This is a genomic window from Oerskovia sp. Root918 (assembly GCF_001428945.1).
Taxonomy (GTDB): Bacteria; Actinomycetota; Actinomycetes; order Actinomycetales; family Cellulomonadaceae; genus Oerskovia; species Oerskovia enterophila.
Window position 1 is genome coordinate 637,272 of the sequence record NZ_LMJG01000001.1, and the last position, 18,625, is coordinate 655,896.

The window sequence follows — 18,625 nt, forward strand, 5'->3', positions numbered from 1 at the left end:
CGACACCGCACCGCGTGGACGTGCCGGAGCGGGCGTGATCTCGAGGTCACGCCCGCTCCGGCACGCCGGCGGCCGGGGCGCGTTCAGTTGCGCGTGCGGTACAGGTGCATGGTGATCGGCGCGAAGACGGCCGTGAGGAGCACCGAGGCCAGCAGGACCCACCCGATCTGGTCGAACGTGGCGGTGCCGGCCATGAGGGCGCGGACCGCGGTCGCGAGGTGGCTCACGGGGTTGATCTCGGCCCAGGTGCGTAGCGCCGAGGGCATGGTGTCCGGGTCGACGAAGATGTTCGACGCGAACGTCAACGGCATGAGCACCAGCATCGAGACCCCCATGACCGCGTTGGGCGTGCGCATCACGAGGCCCAGGATCGTGAAGATCCAGCTGATCGCGAACGCGAAGACCAGCAGCAGGGCGACGGCCAGCAGGACGCCGACCAGCCCGCCGTCGGGCCGGAAGCCGATCGCGAGCCCCAGGCCCACCGTGATGACCGACGCGATCGTGTACCGGACCGTGTCTCCCATGAGCGCGCCCACGATCGGGGCGGGCCGCCAGATCGGGAGCGAGCGGAACCGGTCGAACACGCCCTTGGTGATGTCGGTGTTCAGGGTGAAGCCCGTGTAGACCGTGATGATCAGGACGGTCTGCACCAGGATGCCGGGCAGCAGGTACTGCAGGTAGGTCGTCGTGTCCCCGGCGATCGCCCCGCCGAACAGGTACGTGAACATGAGCGTGAAGATGATCGGCGTCAGCGTGACGTCGAACAGCTGCTCGGGGACGTGCTTGATCTTGAGCAGCGCCCGCCACGCGAACGTCAGGGTGTTCGCGAGCGGCGACGGCCGGGTCGGGTGCTGGTCGATCGCGATGGCCTCGCGCAGCGTCTGTGCCTCCGGGGTGGTGATCACCTCGGTCTGGGTCGCGGCCATCAGGCCACCTCCTCGGTGTGGCTCGTGGTGCCACTTCGGTTCTGGTCTTCCTCGTCGACCGGCTGGCCCGTGAGCGCCAGGAACACCTCGTCGAGGCTCGGCTGCCCGAGCGTGAACTCCGGTACCCCGATGCCCGCGTCCGCGAGAGCGGGCAGGAGCTGTGCTGCCAGGTCCGCGCCGTCGTCGGGCACGCGCGCCGAGAACGCGTACGGGTCGGGCGCGAGCACGACCTCCGCGCGCAGTACGCGCTCGACGATCTCCGCGGCCCGGGCGCGCTCGGACGAGTCGGCGAGACGCAGGTTCACCGACCCCTCGCCGACCGAGCGCTTGAGCTCGGTCGCGGTGCCCTCGGCGATGACCTTGCCGTGGTCGATCACGGCGATGCGGTCCGCGAGCTGGTCGGCCTCCTCGAGGTACTGGGTCGTGAGCAGCACGGTCGCGCCGTCGGCCACGAGCACGCGCACGATGTCCCACACCTGGTTGCGGCTGCGGGGGTCGAGCCCCGTGGTCGGCTCGTCGAGGAACAGCACCCGGGGGCTCATGACGAGGCTCGCGGCGAGGTCGATGCGGCGGCGCATGCCGCCCGAGTACGTCTTGACGGGCCGGTTCGCGGCCTCGGCGATGCCGAACGCCTCCATGAGGTCCATGCCCCGGCGCCTCGCAGCGGGCTTCGAGAACCCGTAGAGCCGCGCGATGACGATCAGGTTCTCCGCGCCGGTCAGGTCCTCGTCGACCGACGCGTACTGGCCCGTGAGACCCACGAGCGAGCGGACGGCGTCGGGCTGGGCCAGGACGTCGTGCCCCAGGACGTGGGCCGTGCCCGCGTCGGGGCGCAGGAGGGTCGTGAGCATGCGGACTGCCGTGGTCTTGCCCGCGCCGTTGGGACCGAGGACCCCGTAGACCGTGCCGGTCGGCACGGCGAGGTCGATCCCGTCGACGGCCCGGGTCTCCTTGAAGTGCTTGACGAGGCCGTGGGCCTCGATCGCGAGATCTGGTGCGCTGGTCATACGTGCTCCCTGTGTCGTGGGTGGTGCACGGGTCTGTCCAGGTTCGACCGGCGGCGGCGTGAGAACTCATCGGTGCCGGGCGGCCGAGATCTCCATCATGCGACGACGGGCGGCCCTGGACCAGAGGTCCGGGGCCGCCCGTCGGGAGCGGTGCAGGTCAGGCGTCCGCCGCCTTCTCCGCCGCGGCGAGCAGCACGCACGTCGCGACACCGTCGATCGCGACCCGGACCTCGTCGAGCGGGGGCAGGGTGGGGGCCAGGCGGATGTTGGCGTCCTGCGGGTCCTTGCCGTACGGGAACGTGGCCCCCGCAGGCGTCAGGGCGATGCCCGCCTCCTTGGCGAGCTGGACCACGCGCGCCGCGGTGCCCGGCACGACGTCGAGCGACACGAAGTACCCGCCGAGCGGCGCGGTCCAGGACACGACACCGTCCGTCCCGAGGCGCTCGCGCAGGATCGTGTCGACGGCCTCGAACTTGGGTGCGATCACGTCCCGGTGCTTGCGCATGTGGGCACGAACGCCCTCGGCGTCGCCGAAGAACTCGGCGTGGCGGAGCTGGTTGATCTTGTCCGGGCCGATCGACTGGGCCGCGAGGTGCTTCTTGTACCAGGCGATGTTGGCCGGGGAGGCGCCCAGGAACGCGACCCCCGCACCGGGGAACGTGATCTTGGAGGTCGAGGCGTAGAGCAGCACGCGGTCCGGGTTGCCGGCCTCGGCGGCCAGTGCGAGCGCGGGCGCGGACTCGGTCTCGACGTCCGTGAGGTGGTGCACCGCGTACGCGTTGTCCCACATGATGCGGAAGTCGGGCGCAGCGGCGGGCATCGACACGAGGCGCTGGGCGACCTCGCGCGAGACCACCGAGCCGTCCGGGTTCGCGTAGGTGGGCACGACCCACATGCCCTTGATGCTCGGGTCGTCCGCCACGAGGGCCGCGACGGCCTCGGCGTCGGGACCGTCGGCCGTCATGGGGACGGTCACCATCTCGATGCCGAACGCCTCGCACAGCGCGAAGTGCCGGTCGTAGCCCGGGACCGGGCACACGAACCGGACCTTCTCCTCGCGGGACCAGGGGCGCTCGGAGCCGGGCAGACCGAACAGCATCGCGAACGCGAGCGTGTCGTGCATGAGCGTGAGGCTCGCGTTGCCGCCCGCGAGGAGCTGGGCGACGGGGACCTCCAGCAGCTCGGCGAAGATGCGGCGGATCTGCGGCAGGCCGTCGAGCCCGCCGTAGTTGCGCACGTCGGTGCCGTCGGCGTCGGTGACCGTTCCTGCGCCCGGCAGTGCCAGGAGGGCGTCGGAGAGGTCGAGCTGCTCGGCGGAGGGCTTGCCGCGCGTCAGGTCGAGCTTCAGGCCGAGGGACTGCAGGTCAGCGTAGGCCTGCTGCCACTCGGCGAGGCGGGTGGAGGTGTCAGAGGCAGGAGTGGTCACCCTCCGGACTCTACCGATCTGCGGCGAGCTGCGTCAGGGCGTCACGTAGAGCGGCCATCCCGAGGTCGAGGTCTGGACGCTCGATCACGAGCGGGGGCGCGAGCCGGATGGTCGAGCCGTGCGTGTCCTTTGCCAGGACACCCCGCGCGAGCAGGGCCTCGCACAGGTCGCGGCCCGTCCCGCGGGCGGGGTCGAGGTCGATCCCGGCCCACAGCCCCACACCCCGGACGCCCGTCAGGAGCCCCTCGTCGACGAGGCTCCCGAGGCGTGCGTGCAGGTGCCCGCCCAGGTCGCGCGTGCGGGCCTGGAGCTCGCCTGTCTCGAGGAGCCCGACGACCGCGAGGCCCACCGCGCACGCGAGCGGGTTGCCCCCGAACGTCGACCCGTGCGTCCCGGGGGTCAGCACGTCGAGGATCTCGCGCCGCCCGACGACCGCCGAGACCGGCACGACGCCGCCACCCAGGGCCTTGCCGAGCGTCACCAGGTCTGGCCGCACGTCCCACAGCTCGCACGCGAGCGTGGTCCCGGTCCGGCCCAGGCCGGACTGGATCTCGTCCGCGATCAGCAGGACGTCGCGCTCGTCGCACACGCGGCGCAGCGCGGGCCAGTAGTCGTCGGGAGGCACGACGACGCCCGACTCTCCCTGGATCGGCTCCATGAGGACGGCGACCGTGGTCTCGTCGATCGCGTCCGCGACGGCACGGGCGTCGCCGTAGGGCACGAGGCGGAACCCGGGCGTGAACGGGTCGTACCCGTCGCGCGCGTCGGGGTCGTCGGAGAAGGAGACGATGGTCGTGGTGCGCCCGTGGAAGTTCCCGTGCCCGACGACGATGCTCGCCTGCCCGGCCGGCACGCCCTTGACCTCGTAGCCCCACTTGCGGGCGATCTTGATCGCGGTCTCGACGGCCTCGGCGCCCGTGTTCATGGGGACCATCACGGCGCTGCCGGAGTCGCCCGGGGCGCCCTTCTCGCCCGCCCGTCCGGCCGGCGTGCCGTGGTCGGCGCCCTGGACGAGCGGCCCGATCAACCGGGTGAGCCGGTCCGCGAACGGGTGCAGCAGGTCGTGGTCGAACGCCCGCGACGTGAGGGTGACGCGTCCGAGCTGCTCGGTCGCGGCCGCGATCAGCCCGGGGTGGCGGTGCCCGAAGTTCAGGGCCGAGTACCCCGCGAGCAGGTCGAGGTAGCGACGGCCCGCGACGTCGGTGACCCAGGCGCCCTCGCCCGTCGCGATCGTCACGGGCAGCGGGTGGTAGTTGTGCGCGAGCGAGTCGCGACGGTCGGTGCGGGTGCCCGACGGCGCCGCTCCCGACGCGTGGGCCCGGGCGGCGTCGGCGGTGTCCGGGCTGGTCGCGGGCGCGGGGGCCGCCTGGCTCTGGGCGCTCACGGCCGGATCTCCAGGGTGCAGCACTTGGAGCCGCCGCCCCCGCGCAGGAGCTCGGACGTGTCGATCCCGACGGTCTCGTAGCCTCGCTCGGCCAGGGCCGCCGCGAAACGGGTCGCCGCGGGCGTGTGGATCACGTGCAGCCCGTCGCTCACGGCGTTGAGGCCCAGGACCAGGGCGTCGTCCTCGGTCGCGTGGTGGGCGTCGGGGTAGCGCTCGGCCAGGAGCTCCTGGGACGCGGGGGAGAACGCCGGCGGGTAGTAGGCGACGTCGACCGTCACCTCGGCGGGGCGAGCGTGCGTGAGGTGCGGGGCGTCGCGCGGGGGAGCGGCGCCGTCGGGCAGGGAGGAGAGGAGCGGCGGCGGCGTGCCGCCCGGCGTGACGCGCGCCGTGCCGTCGCTGCCGTTGTCGCCCTCGCTGCCGCGCAGCACCACGAGCGCGGTGTCGAGGTGGTAGAAGCGGGGGTCGACGAGCTCGAGCGTGAGGACCTCGCGGCCCCACAGGTCGGCGGCCTCCTGGTGGGCGCTGACCTCGGTGCGGAAGCCCGTGCCCGCGAGGACGACGTCGCCCGCGACGAGCAGGTCGCCCTCGCCCTCGTTGACGTGGTCGGCCGAGTGGGTCACGTAGCCGCGGTCGGCGAACCACTTGAGGTAGGCGGGGCCCTCGGGGGCGCGCTCGGGGTGGCGGAACAGGGCCGAGTAGACGAGGCCGTCGACGACGGTCGCGCCGTTGGCCGCGTAGACCATGTCGGGCAGGCCGGGCTCGGGCTCGATGAGGTCGACCTGGTGCCCGAGGTCGAGGTACACGTCGCGCAGGCGCTCCCACTGGGAGACGGCGAGCGCGGTGTCGACGGGCCGGGCGCGGTCCATCCACGGGTTGATCTCGTAGCTGACGGTGAAGTACGTGGGGCGGCACATGAGGTAGTGCCGGGGGACCTGCGTGGGTCCCGGGATGCTGGTCGTCATCTGCGCCTCTGGGGTCTGGGTGGGCGTGGGACGTGCGACGGTGCGGGGTGTGCGTCGTTGCACGGTGTCTGCTGCGGGACCCCGGGTCGCGAGCCGGTCCGAGGCCTTCCCGTCACTGTACGACCTGGACGGTGACTTGGGTGGTCGGCGGACCGGCCCCGGAACACGATCGAGATCAGGGGTTGACTATCGATACGTCAACGATATATCTTTAACTCATCGACGCAGAGAGTGCGGAAGAACGCACCGCGTCGAGGACCCGGATGTCAGGCCGAGGGCCCGTCGGAGAACCGACGAGAACCCGCCGGCACCCGCCACCCGAGCCCAGCGCTCGGACGCCCCGCGAAGGGGCTCCCCAGACACGCTCGACTCATCACAGGAGACACCACATGCGTACCCCCCACCAGCACCCAGATGCTTCCCGCCCGCCCCGCGACCGTTCCGGCCGCGCAGGCGCCTTCGACTCCTTCGGGGGCCGACCCCGTCGCCGACGCGACGACTTCCCCGCCGCCGGAGAGGGCTTCGGCCCGGACTTCGGTGCCGACCTCGGCGGCCCGCGCGGTCGCCGCGGCGGCCGACCCGACGGCCCCGGCCGTGGTGAGCCAGGACGTGGCGACGCGCCCCGTCGCGGGCCCGAGGGCTCGGGCCGTCCCGGGCGTGGACCCGACGGCCACCACGGTCACCCGGGCCACCACGAGCACCACGACCACGAGGGACCCGACGAGCGGTTCGACGACCGGTTCGAAGGACGCGGGCCCCGTGGGCACCGCGGCGGACCCGGCGGCGGCCCTCGCGGCCACCGTGGTCCCGGAGGACGCGGCCCGGGCGGCCGCGCCGGGCGCGGCGACATCCGCGCCGCCGTCCTGCTCCTCCTGACCGAGGCGCCCATGCACGGCTACCAGATCATCCAGGAGATCGGCGAGCGCACCTCGGGTGCGTGGCGTCCGAGCCCTGGCGCGATCTATCCCGCGCTGAGCCTGCTCGAGGACGAGGGCCTCGTGACCATCACGGCTGAGGGCGGGCGCAAGCTCGCGAGCCTCACCGACGACGGTCGCACCTACGTCACCGAGCACGCCGACGAGCTGGGCTCTCCCTGGCAGGACGCGGCCGACGGCGGCGTCCGCCCGGCGCGGCAGCTCCGTGGCTCGCTCCAGCAGGTCGCCGAGGCGCTGCGGCAGGTCGCCCGGTCGGGTTCGGACGAGCAGGTGGCCCAGGCCGTCGCGCTCCTCGAGCGCACGCGCCGCGAGCTCTACCTGATCCTCGCGGGACCGGCCGACGCGCCGGTCGCCGAGACGCCTGACGCGGCGGAGACGCCGGACCAGGAGGCCTGACCCCCAGCGGTGCCGAGCATGCGCTTGGCGTCAGGAATCGGCTGGTTCCGAGCGACGACCGCATGGTCGACGAACGACGACCGCATGCTCGGCAGCGGGGCCACGCCCGGCTCTCGGCACGGACCTTGGGCCGAGGGCCGACGAGCCGTCGGCGTCAGAGCCCGCGCGCGACGATCCGGTCCAGACGGCGCAGCGACAGCCGGATCATGAGGTCCAGCACGCGCGCGGCGAGCGGAGCCGTCATGGATCGGGGCAGCGGACCGGCGAGGTACACGTCCTCCCACCAGGTCACGGCGCAGCGTGCCACGGGCTCGCGCGGGGTCGCGGCGGGCAGGTGATGAGCCGCGAGGGGCACGACGACGATCCCCGCCTCCCCGAGCAGCGCGGGCCCGAGCTTCAGGTACGTCGCGCGCCCCGCCTGGCCGCCGGGTCCGGGCGGCTCCCAGGCCGTGATCCGCATGCGGTCGGGGAAGCCCGGCGCACCCTGGGGTGCGAACGGCCCGGAGACCATGGTGAACTCGGCGCCGACCCCGGGCTTCCAGGCCGTCGCGTGGAGCGGTGAACCGTCCGCGCCGTGGAACGTGCCACGACTCAGGGGGACCCAGCGCGGGTGCGTCCGCACGTCCGCGACCAGGGCGAAAGCCCGCTCGGCGTCGAGGGGCAGGACGTGCGTGAGCTCGACGCGTCCCGGTCGTGCTGGGGTGCTCGGCCCGTCCGCTGCTGTCACGAAGACTTCTTGGGTCGGCGCCAGCGCACCGACCGGATGCCGCGCGGCGCACCGTCGGCGCCGGACCCACCGCGTGCCCTGCGGGCCGCTGCCCGTTCTGCTGCCTCGTCGACCACTCCGGGCCCGGCGCCGGGCACGGGGGCGTCGACCAGGCTGAGCCGGTCGGCTGGTGCGGGGACGAGCAGAGGGGGAGCGGCGCCGTCGGGCACCTCGATGACCTCCAGGACGGGCCGGAACGCCTGGGGCGGCGGGCCGAAAGCCCGCCGGGACTGGCTGATCACGGTCTTCCCGAGCGCCCGCGAGCCCGCGACCCCCACGACGGCGCCCACGCCGAACGGCACGAGCCGCCCGATCGCCAGGCCGCCGTGCTTGACCAACTGCGTGCGCATGAACTTGTTCGTCAGGGCCTTGTTGACCTGCTTGAGCGTGCTCGACGGCATGCTCGTCATGAGCACCTTGCCCCACGCGAGCGCCGACCCGCCCGACGCCTTCTCGACCGCCTGGGACCCCTTGTCCCCGAGGACCGAGGCCATGAGGAGGGCGCGACGACGTGCCGCGTCGTCGACCTCGAAGCCGTACACGTCCGCGACCGCGAGCGAGAACGCGGCCGACGACCCGAAGAACGTCGCGACGTCGCTCGCGGTCAGCGCGATGCCCACGCCCGTGCCGACGGCCGGGAACGCCGCGGCGGCCCCCACCGCGCCGCCCGCGGTCCCGATGACCATGAGGTACTCGCGCTCGAGGATCCCGATGATCTGCGCGGGCGACGAGTGCGGGTTGCGGCGGCGCAGGCCGTCCACGTGCGCGTGGATGACCGACGACGGGATGGTGACGGCCTTGTCCAGGGCTGCGTCGAGCAGCGGCGTGCTGCGCAGGTCGCCCCAGTCGTCGGCGGTCTGTCCCTCGGGTGCGTCCTGGACCGCGGTCAGGTGCCCGTACTGCGGCTCCGGCCGGACGCTGTCCGACGTTCCCCAGACGGCCATCTGGGACTCGGTGTCCTTCTTCTTGCGACCCATCGGACGACTCCCTCCAGTGACGGCTGCTGTCCCTCGTGCCCCGGACCGCGGTGCCACGTGTCGACTACTCGCCGACCGCACCCACGACCGGGCCGAAGGTGTGCTCCACTGTCGCACCGTTCTTGACGGTACGCCCCACGGTGCACGTGGTCTCGATCGCGCGGTCGGCGACCTTGAGGAGACGCTCGCGCGCGTCGTCCTCGAGGCCCGACAGGTCGATCTCGAAGTGCTCGGTGATGGCCGTGTAGCGGTCCTCGGCCATGTCCTTGGCGCCGTCGACGCGGATGGTCACCTGGTAGTCGTCGCCCAGGCGGCGCGCGAACGGCGCGTCGCTGCTCATGCCTGCGCACGCGGCCAGCGCGATCTTGAGGAGCTCGCCCGGGGTGAAGACCGCACCCTCGCTCGCGGGGCCGATCGACACGCTCGCGCCGCGCGCCGAGAAGCCGGTGTACGTGCGGGTGCCGGTGCGCTCGACCCACAGGGCGTCCGTCGGGGACGGCGACGACGTGGGGATCTCTTCGGCTGCGGCTGCGGTGTTCGTCATGCTGCTGATCTTCCCATCCTCGGGGTACGGCCGTTCCGTGCGACCGGTGCCCGGACCAACGCCGCCGGGGGACCGCGCATTCCCCGGACGAGTCATCGGTTTCACAGCCTGGAAGGGGTCCACGAGTGCGCTGTGGGGAGACTCCCTCTCTAGACTGGCACCCGTGGTCACCGTCAGCGACAGCTCCAGCGCGCCCAGCAGCTCACCCGTCCCGACGCCCTACGAGGACCTCCTCCGGCTCGTCCTGGAGACCGGGACGCACAAGTCGGACCGCACGGGGACGGGGACGCGCAGCGTGTTCGGCCACCAGATGCGCTTCGACCTGTCGCAGGGCTTCCCGCTCGTGACGACCAAGCGCGTGCACCTGAAGTCGATCGTCTACGAGCTGCTGTGGTTCCTGCGCGGTGACTCGAACGTGCGCTGGCTCCAGGAGAACGGCGTGAAGATCTGGGACGAGTGGGCCGACGAGAACGGCGAGCTCGGTCCGGTCTACGGCGTCCAGTGGCGCTCGTGGCCCACGCCGGACGGGCAGCACGTCGACCAGATCAGCCAGGTCCTCGAGACGCTGCGCACCAACCCGGACTCGCGGCGCATGATCGTCTCGGCGTGGAACGTGGGCGAGCTCGACAAGATGGCCCTGCCCGCCTGCCACGCGTTCTTCCAGTTCTACGTGGCCGACGGCAAGCTCTCGTGCCAGCTCTACCAGCGCAGCGCGGACCTGTTCCTGGGAGTCCCGTTCAACATCGCCTCGTACGCGCTGCTCACGCACATGGTCGCGGCGCAGTCGGGGCTCGAGGTCGGCGACTTCGTCTGGACGGGCGGCGACTGCCACATCTACGACAACCATGTCGAGCAGGTGCGCGAGCAGCTCAGCCGTGAGGCCTACCCGGCCCCCACGCTGCGCCTGGCCCCGCGCGACTCGTTGTTCGACTACACGTACGAGGACGTCGAGGTCGTGGGCTACCAGCACCACCCGACGATCAAGGCCCCGGTGGCGGTGTGAGCCGTCCGGCTGTCGGACTGGTCTGGGCCCAGGCGCACGACGCCGCGGGACGTCCGGTGATCGGCGCGGGCGGCGTCATGCCGTGGCACCTGCCCGAGGACCTCGCGCACTTCCGCCGCGTCACTACGGGCCACCCGGTCCTCATGGGTCGCGTCACGTGGGACTCGCTCCCGCCGCGCTTCCGCCCCCTGCCGGGGCGGCGCAACGTGGTCGTCACGCGCCAGGAGGGCTGGGTGCCCGACGGCGCCGCTCAACCGGGCGCCCTCGGCACCGGCGTCGTGGTCGCCGCGTCCGTCGAAGAGGGGCTGGCGCGCGCGTCGGCCGCCGCCGAGGAGTCGGGCTCGGGGCAGGTCTGGGTCATGGGCGGCGCGCAGGTGTACGCCGCGACCCTGCCGCTCGCGGACCGCTGCGTCGTCACGGAGATCGACCTCGAGGTCGACGGCGACGCGTTCGCGCCGGCGCTCGCGGCCGGCCCGGGTGGCGACTGGGATCTCGTGGCCGGCACCCCGGACGCTCCGGACGCTCCGGGCGCCCCGGACGGCGGCTGGCAGACCTCTGCGGCGGGGGTCCGGTTCCGGATGCTCACGTACGAGCGGCGGCGCTAGCCCGGTCGCGGGAGCCTGCGCGTGCGCTCGCGCGCACCCTGGTCGATCCTTGTCCTGCACGGGTGGCGCGATGACGCCCGCCCGCCGCGACCTGCGACCACGGAGGCCCCGCATGACGACCGAGACCACGCTCGCCGAGTCCTTCGACGGTCGGCGCTTCACCTACCGCCTCCCGCGCGTGTCGAGCATCGGCCCGGGAGACTTCGTGACGATCGGCGTGACGTTCCCGGAGACCGCCGAGCACCCCGGTGCGGCCCTGGTCATGGGGCAGGTCCTGACGCGGGCGACCAAGGCGGGGGACGCCGTCGGGCACGGGCGGATCCTCGGGGAGCTGCGCCCGGACGGCACGGTGGCCACGTCGGGGGGCGACCCGTTCACGTCGGACGACCTCGCCCCGGCCGGGGCGGGCGTGCTCGAGGCGCTCCAGGCGCGCGAGCGCGCGACGCTGCGGATCGGCGACCTGCACCACAGCCGCGGGAACGTGGACGCGCTGCTCCAGCCGCACCGCTTCAACCGGCACACGTTCCTGTGCGGGCAGTCGGGCTCGGGCAAGACGTACGCGCTCGGGGTCCTCCTCGAGCAGCTCCTCATCGACACCGACCTGCCCATGGTCATCCTCGACCCCAACTCGGACTTCGTGCGGATCGGCGAGCTCCTCGAGTCCGCGTCGTCGGAGGACGCCCAGCGCCTGCGCGAGCTGGACGTGCGCGTCTTGCGCAACGACGGCGAGCACCACCCCGTCACCGCGCGGCTCACCGCGATGGAGGCCGCGAGCCAGGCCGCGGTGCTCCAGCTCGACCCGCTGACGGACCGGGGCGAGTACAACACGTTCCTGCGGATGCTCGAGAGCGCGACGGGTCCGGGCGGCGTCGCGGGAGCGCTCGGCGCCGCAGCCGGGCCGCCGGCGATCGCGACCGAGGGCATGCTCAACCCGCACTCGATCCCGTCGGCCCTGCGCGCCACGGGCGAGCCCGACGCGCTCCGGCTCGCCCAGCGCGTCGAGAACCTGGGGATCCTCGACTGGGACGTGTGGGCGGGCGTCGGGCAGTCCGTGAGCGAGGTGCTCGACGAGGGGCCCCGCGCGGTCGTGGTCGACCTCGGGAGCCTACACACGCACGAGGAGCAGCTCGCGGTCTCGCTCGCCCTGCTCGACGAGCTGTGGGCCGACCGCGCCACGCGCAAGCCCCGACTGATCGTGATCGACGAGGCGCACAACGTGGTCTCGGCCGAGCCCGCGACCCAGCTCCAGCGGCTCACGACCGAGCGCGTGATCCAGATCGCCGCCGAGGGACGCAAGTTCGGGCTGTGGCTGCTGCTCTCGACGCAGCGGCCCTCCAAGATCCACCCCAACGTGCTCTCGCAGTGCGACAACGTGATCGTCATGCGCATGAGCTCTCCCGCCGACCTGGTCGAGCTCGAGGCCGTCTTCGGGTTCGCACCGCCCGAGCTGCTCGCCGCGACCCCGTTCTTCCACCAGGGTGAGGCGCTCATCGCGGGCGGGTTCGTGCCGGCCCCCGCGATCATCCAGATGGGCGCCCGGCGCACGGTCGAGGGCGGCTCGGACGTGCCCGTGCCGATGCCGGGCTAGACGCCCGCGCCGGCCCTCACGCTCGCGGCCCCGGGCCGGGTCGTCTCGACGGCCCGGCCCGTCCGTGCGCCCGCAGTGCCCGCAGTGCCCGGCGGCCGCGCAGCACCCGGCAGCCGCGCGACGACCGTCAGCCCGCCGCCCTCGCGCGGCTCGGCCGTGACCTCGCCGTCGTGCGCGGCCGCGACCGAGCGCACGATCGACAGGCCCAGCCCCACGCCGCCGCGCACGTACCCGCCGCGCCGGTCGGCCACGGCCCCGTCGCGCCCGAGCCGCCGGAACGGCTCGAACAGCGCCTCGACCTCGTACGACGGGACGACGGGGCCCGTGTTGGACACCGCGACCTCGACCGTCCCGCCCGGCCCGGGGCGCGTCGCGACGGCGACCCGGCCGCCGGGCTCGTTGTAGCGCACGGCGTTGTCGACGAGGTTCTGGACCAGCCGTTCGAGGAGCACGGCGTCACCGAGCAGGGGGGTCGGGGCCGTGTCGAGGCGCAGGTCGACACCGGCGTCGCGCGCGGAGACGCCCGCGGTCGCGACGGCCTGCGCGGCGACCTCGGCAAGGTCCACGGTCTCGGTGACGATCGGGGCCCGGTCCGCGGCGGCGAGCGTGAGGAGCCCCTCGATGAGGCGCTCCTGGCGCGCGTTGACCGCGAGCAGCGTCGCGCCGAGGTGGCGCGTGTCCTGGTGCGTCTCCGGGTCGTCGAGCGCGACCTCCAGGACCGTGCGGCTGATCGTGAGCGGGGTGCGCAGCTCGTGCGAGGCGTTGGCGACGAAACGGCGTTGTCCGTCGAACGACCGGTCGAGGCGCTCGAGCATCGCGTCGAACGTGTCGGCGAGGTCCTTGAGCTCGTCATCGGGCCCAGAGTGCGCGATGCGCTCGTGGAGGTTGGTGTCCGCGACGCGCCGGGCCGTGGCCGTGATGCGGTGCAGGGGCGCGAGCACGCGCGAGGACATGACCCAGCCGAAGCCCACCGCGAGCACGCCGATCCCGAGCAGCGCGACGACCGACCACGTGAGGACCGTGCGCAGGGTCTGGTCGCGGGCCTCCTGGTTGTTGAGCTGGACGACGTCGCGCAGGTCGGTGAGTGTCCCCGCGGTGTCGGAGTACGTCGCGGTGGGTGTCAGGTCCTCGACCGGGCTGCTGAGCGGGATGGCCTCGCCCGAGACCAGGGCGGCCGACGTGGAGGCGTCCAAGGTCGCGTAGAGGCCGGGGTCGGTCGCCTGGACGGCGCCCACCGCGATGCCGACCGAGTCGAGCGGCTGGCGGTCGATCGCGGCCGCGAGCAGGACGTACAGGACGGCGATGAGCACGGCCCCGGCGACCACGAAGGCCGCGGCGTAGACGGCCGTGAGGCGAGCGCGCAGCGTGGGGCGCAGCACGGGGCGCGGGAGCGGCCTCATGCGACCCGGTACCCGACACCCGTGACGGTCTCGACGAGCGAGGCGTCCTCGAGCTTGCGGCGCAGCTGCTTGATGGTGAAGCGCACGACGCCCGTGAACGGGTCGATGTTCTCGTCCCAGACCTTCTCGAGCAGGTGCTCGGCCGACACGGGCCGCCCGTCGGCGCGCAGCAGCTCCTCGAGCACGCCGAACTCCTTGCGCGACAGGTGCACGAACCTCCCCTCGCGGTAGACCTCGTGCCGGCTCGTGTCGAGGCGCAGGCCCGAGCGTTCGAGCACGGGCGGGGCAGCGGGGCGCGCCCGCCGGCCGAGGGCCCGTACGCGGGCACTGAGCTCGGCGAACGCGAAGGGCTTGACGAGGTAGTCGTCGGCGCCGAGGTCGAGCCCGTTCACGCGGTCCAGCACGCCGCCCGAGGCTGTGAGCATGAGGACCCGCGCGTCGCCGCCCGAGGCCACGAGCGCCCGGCACACGTCGTCGCCGTGGACGCCGGGCAGGTCCCGGTCGAGCACGACGACGTCGTACGCGTTCACGTCGATCCGCGCCAGGGCCTCGTGCCCGTCGAGCGCGACGTCGACCGCCATCGCGAGCCGTCGCAGCCCCGTCGCGACCGCTTCCGCGATCAGCTCCTCGTCCTCCACCACCAGTACTCGCACCTGAGGAGCATGCCGGTGAGCACTGTGAGATCTCTGTGAGGGCGTGACTCACGGGGGTCTCACGGGCCGCCCGCTGAACTGTTCGTGCACCCCGTCCCCGAGGCCGTGCGGCCACGGGGACCGACCACGACGTGAGGACGCACCATGACCATCCACCAGACCCCGGCCCCGGCCCCGACCACGGGGCGCAGCAGAGTCCGCTCGCGTCGCAGCGCGGCGTCGGTCGCGTTCGTCGTCGCGCTCCTGTCGGTCACGCTCTCGGCGTGCGCGCCCGACGGCGCCCCGGACGTCGCGAGCGCGGGCGGAGGCAAGGGCGAGAACAGCCAGGCGAAGGACGGGAAGTCGTACGAGGAGATGACCGACGCCGAGCGCGACGACCTGTCCCGCAAGTTCGCGAGCTGCATGCGGGACAACGGCGTGGACATGCCGGACCCGGACTCCTCGGGCGCCGTCGCCCTCACGACCGAGTCGGGCGCCGACATGGACGAGATGGACAAGGCCTTCGAGGCCTGCAAGGAGTTCCTGCCCAACGGCGGTGAGCCCATGAAGCCGAGCCCCGAGGACCTGGAGTCGCAGCGCGAGTTCGCGAGGTGCATGCGCGAGAACGGCATCGACATGCCGGACCCTGACCCGAACGGTGGCATGACGCAGGCGCTCGAGGTGCCCGACGACGTCGACGCGTTCGACGCGGCGATCGAGGCGTGCAACGGCGAGGGCGGCGCGAGCTTCTCGGTCGGCGGCGCGGTCCCGGCAGGTGGCGAGTGAGCCGCCGGAGGCACGTCGCCCCGGGTGACAGCCCTCGGAGCGTCGAGGTCGCGACACCGGTCGATGCCGCGCCGGCGGATGCCGCGCCCCGACGGAGGCGTCGCCGCGGGGCGATCGTCGGCGGGGTCGCCGGCGCCGTGGTGATCGGCGCCGGCGCCGTCCTGGTCCTGGGCGGGTTCGGCCGGGGGACGGAACCCGACCCGACCGCGTCCGGGCCCGGTGCGACCGCGACCGTGACGCGCCAGACGCTCGTCGAGCGGAGCACCGTCAAGGGAGTGCTCGGGTACGGCGAGGCCGTCGTCCAGGGACACCAGGGTGCGGGCGGCGACGGCGGGGGAGGAGGCGGGACCGTGACCTGGCTGCCCGGGGTGGGCGACGTCGTCGACCGCGGGGGCGTCCTGTTCAAGGTCGACGAGCACCCCACGGTCCTGCTGCTCGGCAGCCTGCCGATGTACCGCGACCTGGGAGTCGACGCCGAGGGGGACGACGTGCGCCAGCTCGAGGAGAACCTCGCGGCGCTCGGCTACACGGGCTTCACCGTGGACGCCAAGTTCACCGCAGCGACCGCCAAGGCCGTGGAGAAGTGGCAGAAGGACCGCGGGCTCGAGAAGACGGGGAGCGTCGGCCCGGCCGACGTGCTCGTGGTCCCCGGACCGGTGCGGGTCGACGCGCTCAAGGTGCGCGTCGGGGCCCCGGCCGCGGCCGAGATCCTCACGACGACGGGCGTCGACCGGGCGATCTCGGTCGACCTCGACCTCGCCGACCGCGACCTGGCCGTCGAGGGGGGCGCCGTGAGCGTCGCGCTCCCCGGCGGCGGGTCGGCCGACGGCGTGATCACTTCCGTCGGGAGCCCCGAGATCGTCAAGGACGAGAGCGGCATGCCCGGGGCCTCCGACACGACCGTGGTCCCCGTGACCGTGACCCTCGCCGACGGGACCGAGGCCGACGCGGGGACGGTCAAGGTCACGTTCGTCGCCGACGAACGGCCCGACGTGCTCACCGTGCCCGTCGCAGCGCTCCTCGCGCTCGCCGAGGGCGGGTACGGCGTCGAGGTCGTCGAGGGCGGCTCGACCCGTATCGTCGCGGTGACCACCGGGCTCTTCGCCGACGGGAACCTCGAGGTCACGGGCGACCTGGCCGAGGGTGACGTCGTCGGGATGCCGTCGTGAGCGCCGCGACCGTCGCGCTCGCGCCCTCCGCGTCCGTGCCCGGGCCGGGGACCCCGGAAGGCGGCGGCGGGCCCGTGGTCACGCTGCACCAGGTCTCGCGCGTCTTCCCCGGGGGCGTCGCCGCGCTCCGCGACGTCCACCTCGACGTCGCGCGCGGCGAGCTCCTCGCGATCGTCGGGCCCTCGGGGTCGGGCAAGTCGACCATGCTCAACGTGATCGGCACGCTCGACCGGCCCACCTCGGGGCGCGTCATGATCGACGACTTCCTCGTCGAGGACCTCGATGACCGCGAGGTGTCCGCGCTGCGCGCGAGCCGCATCGGGTTCGTGTTCCAGCACTTCCACCTGGCCGTCGGGGTCTCGGCGCTCGACAACGTGGCCGACGGGCTCCTGTACCGCGGGGTGGGGCGGCGCGAGCGGCGTCGTCGGGCGGCGGAAGCGCTCGAGCGGGTCGGACTGGGGCACCGGCTGACGCACCGGCCGCACGAGCTGTCGGGCGGGGAGAAGCAGCGGGTCGCGATCGCCCGCGCGGTTGTCGGCGACCCGCCCCTGCTGCTCGCCGACGAACCCACGGGCGCGCTCGACACGGTCGCCGGGGCCGGGGTCATGGACGTGCTGCGCGGGCTCAACGCGGCCGGCACGACCGTCGTCATCATCACGCACGACCGCGATCTCGCGGCCTCGCTGCCGCGTCAGGTCGTGATGCGCGACGGCGCGATCGTCGCGGACGTCTCGGGCCCGGCCCGCGAGGACCGGGGGACCGTCTTCGACGCGTCGCCGGGAGTCCTCGGCGCGGTGCCGGACGGCGTGGTCGCCGGCCACCCGACCGACGCGTCGACCGAGGAGGCGTCGTGCTGACCGTGCTGCGCCCGGCCCGGCTCGCAGCCCCCGACGTGCTCCGCGTCGGTGCGACCGGGCTGCGGACCCGCCCGCTGCGGGCCGTGCTGTCGGCGCTGGGCATCGCGATCGGCATCGCGGCCATGGTCGCGGTCGTCGGGATCTCGAGCTCCTCGCGCGCCGAGCTCGACCGGACGCTCGCGACCCTCGGGACCAACCTGCTGCGGGTCGCGCCGGGCACCGACCTGTTCGGGGAGGCGGCCAGCCTCCCGCCCGAGTCCGTCGAGATGGTGCGCCGGATCGCGCCCGTCGAGACGGCGACGTCGGTCGCGCTGCTCAAGGCCAAGGCGTACCGCACGGACCTGGTCCCGGCGGGCGAGTCGGGCGGGATCGGGGTGTACGCGACCGACCTCGACCTGCTCGAGTCCATCGGGGGGAGCGTGGCCCAGGGCGCGTGGCTCACCGAGGCGACCTCGCAGTTCCCGGCCGTCGTCCTGGGGCACACGACCGCCGAGCGGCTCGGGATCTCGGCCCCGGACCCGGCCGTCAAGGTCTGGATCGGCGGCGAGTGGTTCACGGTCGTCGGGATCCTCGACCCCGTCCCCCTGGCTCCCGAGGTCGACCTCGGGGCCCTCGTCGGGCGCGAGGCCGCGGCGGAGCACCTCGGCTGGGACGAGCTGCCGACGACGATCTTCACGCGGACCCGGGAGGACGCCGTCGAGCAGGTGCGCAGCGTGCTCGGCCCCACGGCCAACCCGCAGGCGCCCAACGAGGTCGACGTCTCGCGCCCCTCGGACGCGCTCGCGGCCCAGCAGGCGACGGACGAGGCGTTCACGGGTCTGCTCGTCGGGCTCGGCGCGGTCGCGCTGCTCGTGGGCGGGATCGGGGTCGCCAACACCATGGTGATCTCGGTGCTCGAACGACGGGCGGAGATCGGGCTGCGCCGCTCCCTCGGGGCGACGCGGGGGCAGATCCGCGGGCAGTTCCTCGTCGAGTCCCTGGTGCTCTCCCTCATGGGAGGGGCCGCCGGGGTCCTGATCGGCGTCGGCATCACGGCCGGGTACGCCACCTCGCAGGGGTGGCCGGTCGCCGTGCCGCCCGTCGTCGCGGCCGGAGGGCTCGTCGCGACGCTCGCGATCGGGGCCGTCGCCGGCCTCTACCCCGCGGTGCGGGCGGCGCGCATGGCGCCGACCGAGGCGCTCGCGGCGGTCTGACTGCCCAGGTGGGGTGCCGGGCCTCAGGTCCGGCACCCCACCGTCGACAGCCCGGCGGGATGGGACGCC

At 73.6% G+C, this 18,625-nt stretch carries 19 protein-coding genes; 9 read left to right on the top strand and 10 right to left on the bottom strand.

What is annotated here, in order from left to right; all coding sequences use genetic code 11:
- Positions 1-83: 83 nt before the first annotated feature.
- The 5 genes from ASE27_RS02725 to ASE27_RS20095 all read right to left on the bottom strand — a co-directional run bounded on the left by ASE27_RS02725 (position 84) and on the right by ASE27_RS20095 (position 5,705).
- Positions 84-926 (bottom strand): ABC transporter permease, encoded by an 843-nt coding sequence (locus tag ASE27_RS02725; RefSeq protein ID WP_056645461.1) that lies wholly within the window; start codon positions 924-926, stop codon positions 84-86.
- Positions 926-1,933 (bottom strand): ATP-binding cassette domain-containing protein, encoded by a 1,008-nt coding sequence (locus ASE27_RS02730; RefSeq protein ID WP_056645464.1) that lies wholly within the window; start codon positions 1,931-1,933, stop codon positions 926-928. Before ASE27_RS02730 ends, ASE27_RS02725 begins: the two co-directional genes overlap by 1 nt.
- A gap of 157 nt (positions 1,934-2,090) precedes the next feature.
- Positions 2,091-3,359: an aminotransferase class I/II-fold pyridoxal phosphate-dependent enzyme gene (locus ASE27_RS02735; RefSeq protein ID WP_056645467.1), complete on the bottom strand. Its 1,269-nt coding sequence runs from the start codon at positions 3,357-3,359 to the stop codon at positions 2,091-2,093.
- Between the two features lie 10 nt (positions 3,360-3,369).
- The gene (locus ASE27_RS02740; protein ID WP_056646595.1) at positions 3,370-4,602 is read right to left on the bottom strand and encodes an aspartate aminotransferase family protein; all 1,233 of its coding nucleotides are present in this window, start codon (positions 4,600-4,602) and stop codon (positions 3,370-3,372) included.
- Between the two features lie 137 nt (positions 4,603-4,739).
- A complete protein-coding gene (locus ASE27_RS20095; protein WP_056645469.1) occupies positions 4,740-5,705 on the bottom strand; it encodes a dimethylarginine dimethylaminohydrolase family protein in 966 nt (321 codons plus the stop codon).
- A gap of 537 nt (positions 5,706-6,242) precedes the next feature.
- Here ASE27_RS20095 and ASE27_RS20790 point away from each other — a divergent pair.
- Together ASE27_RS20790 and ASE27_RS20795 are read left to right on the top strand one after the other, a co-directional pair.
- Positions 6,243-6,581, top strand: coding sequence for a hypothetical protein (locus tag ASE27_RS20790; RefSeq protein WP_235535329.1), 339 nt, complete (start codon positions 6,243-6,245; stop codon positions 6,579-6,581).
- 11 nt (positions 6,582-6,592) lie between these two features.
- A complete protein-coding gene (locus tag ASE27_RS20795) occupies positions 6,593-7,036 on the top strand; it encodes a PadR family transcriptional regulator (protein ID WP_068706591.1) in 444 nt (147 codons plus the stop codon).
- Between the two features lie 154 nt (positions 7,037-7,190).
- On the opposite strand, the gene ASE27_RS02755 is transcribed toward ASE27_RS20795, so the two are convergent.
- From ASE27_RS02755 to ASE27_RS02765, 3 genes are all read right to left on the bottom strand, one after another.
- Positions 7,191-7,763: an SRPBCC family protein gene (locus ASE27_RS02755; protein WP_056645472.1), complete on the bottom strand. Its 573-nt coding sequence runs from the start codon at positions 7,761-7,763 to the stop codon at positions 7,191-7,193.
- The gene (locus tag ASE27_RS02760) at positions 7,760-8,779 is read right to left on the bottom strand and encodes a hypothetical protein (RefSeq protein ID WP_068626139.1); all 1,020 of its coding nucleotides are present in this window, start codon (positions 8,777-8,779) and stop codon (positions 7,760-7,762) included. Before ASE27_RS02760 ends, ASE27_RS02755 begins: the two co-directional genes overlap by 4 nt.
- A 64-nt stretch (positions 8,780-8,843) precedes the next feature.
- A complete protein-coding gene (locus ASE27_RS02765; protein WP_082608424.1) occupies positions 8,844-9,323 on the bottom strand; it encodes an OsmC family protein in 480 nt (159 codons plus the stop codon).
- A gap of 163 nt (positions 9,324-9,486) precedes the next feature.
- Here ASE27_RS02765 and ASE27_RS02770 point away from each other — a divergent pair, with 163 nt between their 5' ends.
- The 3 genes from ASE27_RS02770 (at position 9,487) to ASE27_RS02780 (ending at position 12,519) form a co-directional block, all read left to right on the top strand.
- Entirely contained in the window at positions 9,487-10,326 is an 840-nt protein-coding gene (locus ASE27_RS02770; RefSeq protein ID WP_056645475.1) for a thymidylate synthase, read from the top strand.
- Positions 10,323-10,931, top strand: a complete 609-nt coding sequence (locus ASE27_RS02775) for a dihydrofolate reductase (RefSeq protein WP_056645477.1) — start codon at positions 10,323-10,325, stop codon at positions 10,929-10,931. Before ASE27_RS02770 ends, ASE27_RS02775 begins: the two co-directional genes overlap by 4 nt.
- Before the next feature lie 112 nt (positions 10,932-11,043).
- Positions 11,044-12,519, top strand: a complete 1,476-nt coding sequence (locus ASE27_RS02780; RefSeq protein WP_162259208.1) for an ATP-binding protein — start codon at positions 11,044-11,046, stop codon at positions 12,517-12,519.
- On the opposite strand, the gene ASE27_RS02785 is transcribed toward ASE27_RS02780, so the two are convergent.
- On the bottom strand, positions 12,516-13,919 hold the full coding sequence (locus tag ASE27_RS02785) for a cell wall metabolism sensor histidine kinase WalK (protein ID WP_056645479.1): 1,404 nt from the start codon (positions 13,917-13,919) through the stop codon (positions 12,516-12,518). The genes ASE27_RS02780 and ASE27_RS02785 overlap by 4 nt on opposite strands.
- Positions 13,916-14,572: a response regulator transcription factor gene (locus tag ASE27_RS02790; protein WP_056645481.1), complete on the bottom strand. Its 657-nt coding sequence runs from the start codon at positions 14,570-14,572 to the stop codon at positions 13,916-13,918. Before ASE27_RS02790 ends, ASE27_RS02785 begins: the two co-directional genes overlap by 4 nt.
- A 144-nt stretch (positions 14,573-14,716) precedes the next feature.
- On the opposite strand from ASE27_RS02790, the gene ASE27_RS02795 reads away from it, so the two are divergent.
- The 4 genes from ASE27_RS02795 to ASE27_RS02810 are packed head-to-tail and all read left to right on the top strand — an operon-like array spanning position 14,717 to position 18,556.
- Complete coding sequence (locus ASE27_RS02795; protein ID WP_056645484.1) at positions 14,717-15,337, top strand: hypothetical protein; 621 nt, start codon at positions 14,717-14,719, stop codon at positions 15,335-15,337.
- Positions 15,334-16,506, top strand: a complete 1,173-nt coding sequence (locus ASE27_RS02800) for a peptidoglycan-binding protein (protein WP_056645487.1) — start codon at positions 15,334-15,336, stop codon at positions 16,504-16,506. Before ASE27_RS02795 ends, ASE27_RS02800 begins: the two co-directional genes overlap by 4 nt.
- Complete coding sequence (locus ASE27_RS02805; RefSeq protein WP_369818978.1) at positions 16,503-17,363, top strand: ABC transporter ATP-binding protein; 861 nt, start codon at positions 16,503-16,505, stop codon at positions 17,361-17,363. The genes ASE27_RS02800 and ASE27_RS02805 overlap by 4 nt, the downstream gene beginning before the upstream one ends.
- Entirely contained in the window at positions 17,357-18,556 is a 1,200-nt protein-coding gene (locus ASE27_RS02810) for an ABC transporter permease (protein ID WP_231907611.1), read from the top strand. Before ASE27_RS02805 ends, ASE27_RS02810 begins: the two co-directional genes overlap by 7 nt.
- Positions 18,557-18,625 lie beyond the last annotated feature (69 nt).